Below are 6,669 nucleotides of genomic sequence, written 5' to 3' on the forward strand. Positions count from 1 at the left end.
ACGCTAATGCTATGGTAAAAATATGTCAACAAAGCTGACATATTTTTTCGAATGTTTCGCAAGCTGCAATCTGGCTGAAAGGAAATGACCGCGTGGCCGGCCAATCCAAAGAGAACACCCGGTATCTGAGCGATGCCGCTGCCGATGACGACACGATCGATTTCGAGATCATCGAGCTGCTCTTCTTCGCCTATCGCGATTTCACCTCCGATCCCGACGCCATCCTTGAAAAAAGCGGCTTCGGGCGGGCGCACCACCGCGTCGTGCACTTCGTCGACCGAGAGCCAGGCATGACCGTGGCCGATCTGCTCGACACGCTCAAGATCACCAAGCAGAGCCTCGCCCGCGTGCTCAAGCAACTGATCGATTCCGGCTACATCCGCCAGGAAACTGGTCCAGAAGACCGTCGCCAGCGCATGCTTTACACCACCGAGGAAGGCCAGGCCCTTGCCCGGGCGCTGGCCGAGCCACAGTCCCGCCGCATAGCCGAGGCATTGGCAAGGACAGGCCCTGGCGCCCGCGAAACGGTCAAACGCTTTCTCGCCGGCATGAAAAACAGCGCCGCGGACTGAGAAGAAAGCGCCCATCGCTTCGCAGGCCGGCGGGCCTGCCCATGCGCATCCCGAAATCCGCTTCGCAGATTTTGGGATAGGACATGCGGCAATTCGAAGTGCTACAACAACCTTGACCGCGCGCTTCAATGCTGCGCGGTACTGCGGATCTGGGGAAGCGTGAATGGCGACGAAAGCGACTGTCTCGGACGATGCAGCCCACCTTCTGATCGTCGACGACGACCGGCGCATCCGCGACCTGCTCAACCGCTATCTGGTCGAACAGGGCTTTCGTGTGACGACTGCATCGGATGCGGACGAGGCGCGGCGCAAGCTCGTCGGCCTCGACTTCGATCTGCTGATCGTCGACGTGATGATGCCGGGCGAAAGCGGTATCTCGCTGACCAACAGCCTGCGGCAGATCAAGACCGTGCCGATCCTGATGCTGACAGCGCTGGCGGAATCGAATTCGCGCATCGAGGGCCTCGAGGCCGGCGCCGACGACTATCTGTCGAAGCCCTTCGAGCCGCGCGAACTGGTGCTGCGCATCAACAATATCCTGCGCCGCAACCAGCCGGCCCAGGCGCCCAAGGTCGATCAGGTGATCTTCGGCCCCTACACCTTCTCGGTGGTGCGCAAGGAACTCAGGCGCGGCGCAGACCACATCCGGCTGACCGACCGCGAGCAGGAGATCATGACGCTGTTTTCCCAGCGCGCCGGCGAAACCATCCCACGGCACGAGTTGATCGGCGACGATGCCGAGGTCGGCGAGCGCACGATCGACGTCCAGATCAATCGCCTCAGGCGCAAGATCGAGGATGATCCGTCCAACCCCGTCTGGTTGCAGACGGTGCGCGGCATCGGCTATCGACTGAGCGTGGATTGAATGACGAGCCCTTCTGCGAGCGCGGCAAATCATGGCAAGCTTTGACGGCATAGAAGGCGGGGCTACGGGCTCGGGAGACAATGCCTGGAGGCGATTTACCCGCTGGCTGCGCCGCCGCCTGCCAATGGGGCTTTACGCCCGTTCGCTGCTGATCGTCATCATTCCGATGGTCCTCTTGCAGTCGGTCGTCGCCTTCATCTTCATGGAGCGTCACTGGCAGCTGGTGACCCAGCGCCTGTCGGCGGCCGTCACCGGCGACATCGCCGCGATCGTCGATCTCATCGATACGTTCCCGGCCGACCGTGACATCTCCGAGATCATCCGCATCGCCCGCGATCAGCTCGACCTCAGCATATCCGTCGACCCGCCCGGCGACTTGCCACCGCCGCGTCCCAGCCCGTTCTTCGAGATCCTCGACCAGATCCTCGGCGAGGAGATCTCCAACCAGGTGCGCCGCCCCTTCTGGATCGATACGGTCGGCAACTCGAAGCTCGTCGAAATCCGCATCAAGCTCGATGACGGCCGCATCCTCAGGGTCTATGCCCGCCGCAACCAGGCCTATGCCTCCAACACCCACATCTTCCTCGTCTGGATGGTCGCCGCCTCGCTGGTGCTGCTGTCGATCGCGATCCTGTTCCTGCGCGGCCAGATCCGGCCGATCCTGGCCCTGACCAAGGCGGCCGAAAGTTTCGGCAAGGGCCAGAAGATCGACGACTTCGCGCCCCGTGGCGCCGACGAGATCCGTCGCGCCGGCCTCGCCTTCATCCTGATGCGCGAGCGCATTGAGCGCCAGATCGAACAGCGCACCGCGATGCTGACCGGCGTCAGTCACGACCTTCGCACCATTCTCACCCGTTTCAAGCTGCAGCTGGCGCTCGCCGGCAACAATCCGGATCTCGAAGGCCTGAACCAGGACGTCGAGGACATGCAGAACATGCTGGAAGGCTATCTCGCCTTTGCCCGCAGCGAAGCGGAAGAAGATCTCGGCCAGCTCAAGCTCTCGGACCTGATGTCACGACTGGCGGCGGAAGCCGAACTGCTCGGCAAGACGCTCACCACCTCGATTGAGGGCGAGGACGAAGTCCGCGTGCGGCCGAACGCCTTTACCCGCCTGGTCGCCAATCTCGCGTCCAACGCCTACCGATATGCCAACACGGTCAGGATCGACGCCCGCCACAGCGCCAAATGGGTCACGATCACCGTCGACGACGATGGCCCCGGCATACCGGAGCGCTCGCGGGAGGACGTGTTCAAGCCCTTCTTCCGCCTCGACGAGGCCCGCAACCTCGACAGTTCCGGCACCGGGCTCGGCCTTGCGATTGCCCGCGATATCGCCCGCAGCCACGGCGGCAACGTCACGCTTGGCGACAGCCCGCTCGGCGGCTTGAGAGCGACCGTACGCGTACCGGCTTGACCCCTGCTCTTCGTCAGGCCACTGCTTGCCGCGGGGAAACCGGGGGAGACCGATGTCGGACATCGTTGACTGGACGGATTGGGAACGGCGGCTCGCCGACCTTTGGGGCACTCTTGGCACGATCGACAATGGCGCGTTCATCGCGCGGATCGACGCCCTCGCGGCCGAGCTCCCCGACAACCACGCGATTGGCCTTTTCGAACGCGCCTCGACGCAGGATTCGACCGGCCACGAGGCCGAGGCGGAGCCACTTTACCGCCAGGCGCTCGCAAGCGGCCTTTCAGGCATCCGCCGTCGGCGCGCCACGATCCAGCTTGCAAGCACGCTGCGAAATCTCGGGCGGCCGGAAGACGGCGTAGCCCTGCTTGAGGCCGAGCGAGCCATGCCTTCGGACGAACTCGACGATGCCGTGAACGCCTTTCTTGCCCTCTGCCTGGTCGATGTCGGGCGCACCAAGGAGGCGACCGGGCTCGCGCTCGCCAGCCTGTCGCGGCACCTGCCCCGCTACAACCGCTCGCTCAAGCGCTATGCCGAGACCATGGCAGCGGAGGTCTGATCCTGGCGCTGATGGATCGACGCCATGCCGCGCCGTCCGTTGAACCGGTGCCAGGCGTCACATCAGCTTCTTGCCGTTCGGAACCGGCTTGTCGGTGGCAGCGAGCACGATCGCACCGGCTTCGTCGGCAAAACCAAGCGTCAGCACTTCGGAGCGGACAGGACCGATCTGGCGCGGCGGAAAATTGACGACACCCAGAACCTGGCGCCCGACGAGGTCTTCAGGGCTGTAGTGAACGGTAATCTGGGCCGATGACTTCTTGATGCCGATCTCCGGCCCGAAATCGATTTTCAGCTTGAACGCCGGCTTGCGCGCTTCTGGAAATGGCTCGGCCTCGACAATGGTGCCGACGCGGATGTCGACGCGTTCGAAATCAGCAAATTCAATCGTATCAGCCATCACAATTCCCTAAACAAAACCGTCTCTTCCGACGTGGCTTAAAGCATCGGCGCAGATTCCGGAAGCGCGTCGGCCCCGGCCGCATCCCCCCGAAATCTTGCCTCTGCAAAGGGGCGGCGCGCAAACTCGCCGGCGAGGAAATCGATGAAGACACGCACGCGCGACGGCAGGAAGCGCCGGTGCGGATAAACGACCGTGATCGGCTCCGCCTCGGCGCGATTGTGTCCGGTCAAAAGCGGACGCAGCCGGCCGGCGCTGATGTCGTCGCCGACCAGGATATCCGAAAGCCGGACAATGCCGATGCCGGCGAGCGCCAGGCGACGCAGCGCCTCGGTGCTGTTGGCCTCGACCGGTCCGCGGACGCGGATCGCACGCCGGCCGCCTTCATCCTCGAACTCCCAGACATTGAGGCGGCCGCGCGCGGTGATCGCAAGGCAAACGTGCCGCTGCAGATCATCCGGCGTTTCGGGGACGCCGTGCTGTTCGAGATAGGCCGGTGACGCGCAGATGACCCGCCGGTTAGGCGCGAGCCGCCGCGTCACCAGGGTACTGTCGCTCGGCGACGCCACCCGGACCGCGACATCCGCATCGCCGTTCAGGAGATCGACGATCGCGTCACTGAAGTCGAGCTCCAGATCGATTTCAGGATACCGCGCGATGAAATCCGGCAGCATCGGCACGATCAGACGATGCCCGAAGGCGCTTGGCAGGCTGACGCGCAGCCGGCCGCGCGGCACGGCACCCGGCTGGATCGCCAGCTCGGCATCGGCAATGTCGCCGAGGATCCGACGGCTCGATTCCGCATAGGCGCTGCCCTCCGCCGTCAGGCTGATGCTGCGCGTCGAACGCTGCAGCAGGCGCACGCCGAGCCGCGTCTCCAGCCGCCCGATGATCTTGCTGACCGCAGACGGGGACAGGCGCAGCCGCCTGGCCGCCGCCGAGAAATCGCCCTCTTCGACCACCATGAGAAACACGGCCATGCCATCCTGTCGGTCCATCATCTATTCCATCTCGTCACAGATAAACGGAAAATATCATGGATTATCGCGATAAGCGATGGGCGGTAGTCTGCTGGGAACGGTCAACAAGGAGGGTGCCCAAATGAGCAAGCTGCCAAGCAGCGCGCCCGTGAGCCACGAACTGCATGCACTCGCCCGTCGAGCGCGCAGCGCCGCCATCGGCAATGCCTGCCGCCGGTCGATGACGACGGTCTGGGACGTTCTGTCGGGTCGGCGCAAAGGCCGGCATGGCCACCGCGCGGGCATCGCCCAAATGGTTGTGCCGCATCGGCGCTGACGCCGTCGCGGCGCCAGCACCGGGCAAGGATCAGCCGGCGAGTTCTTCGGCCCGGCTACGCGCCGCGGCAATTGCCTTGTCGAACAGCGGCTGCATGCCGTCATCGGCCATCAGCACCGAAAGGGCCGCCGCCGTGGTGCCGCCGGGGGACGTCACGTTTTGGCGCAGCTGCGCCGCCGCATCGGGGGACTGGTGCAACAGTTCGCCAGCCCCCGCGACGGTTTCCCGCGCGAGCCGCATGGCGAGGTCCGCCTCAAGACCGGCCTTGCGGCCCGCCTCCGCCATGCACTCAACGAGGTAGAAGACATAAGCCGGACCACTGCCGGAAACGGCGGTGACCGCATCGATCTCGGCCTCGGTCCTGACCCATTCGACCGGGCCGCTGACCTTGAGGAGATGGTGAACCTGGTCGCGCTGCGCCGCGCTGACACGGGCATTGGCAAAAGCACCGGTCACGCCGCGGCCGATCATCGCCGGCGTATTGGGCATGGCGCGGACCGTTGCAGCGGCGCCCAGATGCGTTTCGATGAAACCAAGGGTCTTGCCGGCGGCAACCGATACGATGACCGTGTTTGGACCGACGAGCGACTTCAGCGGCGGCAGCACCGCCTCCATCACCTGCGGCTTGACTGCGAGGAAGATGACACCGGCCTGAACGCCGTCAGGCGCCGCGGTCGCATGGGTGACGCCGTTGTCGGCGATCAGCTTTGCCATGGCCGGCGGCGGGCCGGGATCGACCACAAGCACGTCCGTGCCCTTGACGCCGCTCTTCAGCCAGCCGGAAAGCATGGCGCCGCCCATGTTGCCGGCGCCGACGAGCACGATGGGACCGGAAGCGGAAGCGGCATTCGTCATGATCAGGCCTCGCCAACCGTTTCGAACAGGACCGCATCGACGGCGCGCTGCGCGTCCATGCCGGACCAGACGACGAATTGAAACGCCTGATAATAGGATTCGCAAGCGTCGAGTGCGCTCGAAAGCAGAACTTCGACCTGCTGGTTGGTGGGCTCGGCACCGCCGGCGAGCAGCAGCGACTGGCGGAAGATCACCACCTCTTCCTGGCGCCACAGGTCGAAGTGACCCATCAGCACCTGCCCGTTGATGTGGGACAGCAGCCGGATGACTTCGTTGACCCGGCTTTCCGACACCTTGATGTCGAAGGCACAGGCCAGGTGCAGCGCCTCGAATTCCTCCATCCAGGAGAAGGAAACGTGGTAGTCCGCCCACTTGCCCTCGACCGTCATGGCGATCTCATCTTCGCCGGATCGCTCGAACGACCAGTCGTTATTCGCAGCCACAAACTCGATCATATCGACCGGGTTGGATTGGCGCTCGACTTCCATTTCCAAAAGGCTCATGCATCACCCTGCATAGGTGTGGCCCGGGCATGCGTCATCACGCTCACACGACGCAACGCTGCAAACCGAACACCGATTAAAATCACACTATGATTGCTGAACTCACATCCATCCTGGCTGACTTACCCTGCCTGGAGCTTACGCGGTTCGTTTCGAATCATCATTTAAAATCAGTGTATAATGGCGGAGTCAGGCTGCCAGCCCCTCGC

General features: G+C 63.9%; 9 protein-coding genes. 5 read left to right on the forward strand and 4 right to left on the reverse strand.

Annotation, left to right across the window (positions count from 1 at the left end):
• The first annotated feature begins 92 nt into the window (after positions 1–92).
• From VGO12_RS13770 to VGO12_RS13785, 4 genes are all read left to right on the forward strand, one after another.
• Positions 93–572 (forward strand): MarR family transcriptional regulator, encoded by a 480-nt coding sequence (locus VGO12_RS13770; protein ID WP_327513312.1) that lies wholly within the window; start codon positions 93–95, stop codon positions 570–572.
• A gap of 163 nt (positions 573–735) precedes the next feature.
• Positions 736–1,437 carry a response regulator transcription factor gene (locus VGO12_RS13775; protein ID WP_327513313.1) on the forward strand — a complete coding sequence of 234 codons (702 nt, stop codon included), beginning with the start codon at positions 736–738 and terminating at the stop codon, positions 1,435–1,437.
• A gap of 31 nt (positions 1,438–1,468) precedes the next feature.
• Positions 1,469–2,851, forward strand: a complete 1,383-nt coding sequence (locus VGO12_RS13780; RefSeq protein ID WP_327513314.1) for an ATP-binding protein — start codon at positions 1,469–1,471, stop codon at positions 2,849–2,851.
• 52 nt (positions 2,852–2,903) lie between these two features.
• Positions 2,904–3,407 (forward strand): tetratricopeptide repeat protein, encoded by a 504-nt coding sequence (locus VGO12_RS13785; protein WP_327513315.1) that lies wholly within the window; start codon positions 2,904–2,906, stop codon positions 3,405–3,407.
• Positions 3,408–3,464: 57 nt separating this feature from the next.
• On the opposite strand, the gene VGO12_RS13790 is transcribed toward VGO12_RS13785, so the two are convergent.
• Together VGO12_RS13790 and VGO12_RS13795 are read right to left on the reverse strand one after the other, a co-directional pair.
• Complete coding sequence (locus VGO12_RS13790) at positions 3,465–3,806, reverse strand: tRNA-binding protein (RefSeq protein WP_327513316.1); 342 nt, start codon at positions 3,804–3,806, stop codon at positions 3,465–3,467.
• Between the two features lie 38 nt (positions 3,807–3,844).
• A complete protein-coding gene (locus tag VGO12_RS13795; RefSeq protein ID WP_327513317.1) occupies positions 3,845–4,807 on the reverse strand; it encodes a LysR family transcriptional regulator in 963 nt (320 codons plus the stop codon).
• Between the two features lie 100 nt (positions 4,808–4,907).
• Between VGO12_RS13795 and VGO12_RS13800 the strand changes: the two genes are divergently transcribed.
• A complete protein-coding gene (locus tag VGO12_RS13800; RefSeq protein ID WP_327513318.1) occupies positions 4,908–5,102 on the forward strand; it encodes a hypothetical protein in 195 nt (64 codons plus the stop codon).
• A 30-nt stretch (positions 5,103–5,132) separates the two neighbouring features.
• On the opposite strand, the gene proC is transcribed toward VGO12_RS13800, so the two are convergent.
• Complete coding sequence (gene proC / locus VGO12_RS13805) at positions 5,133–5,957, reverse strand: pyrroline-5-carboxylate reductase (protein ID WP_327513319.1); 825 nt, start codon at positions 5,955–5,957, stop codon at positions 5,133–5,135.
• 2 nt (positions 5,958–5,959) lie between these two features.
• Complete coding sequence (locus tag VGO12_RS13810) at positions 5,960–6,460, reverse strand: YbjN domain-containing protein (RefSeq protein WP_034788736.1); 501 nt, start codon at positions 6,458–6,460, stop codon at positions 5,960–5,962.
• Between the last annotated feature and the right edge of the window lie 209 nt (positions 6,461–6,669).

This window comes from Ensifer sp., assembly GCF_035999135.1.
In the GTDB taxonomy this organism is placed as follows: domain Bacteria; phylum Pseudomonadota; class Alphaproteobacteria; order Rhizobiales; family Rhizobiaceae; genus Ensifer.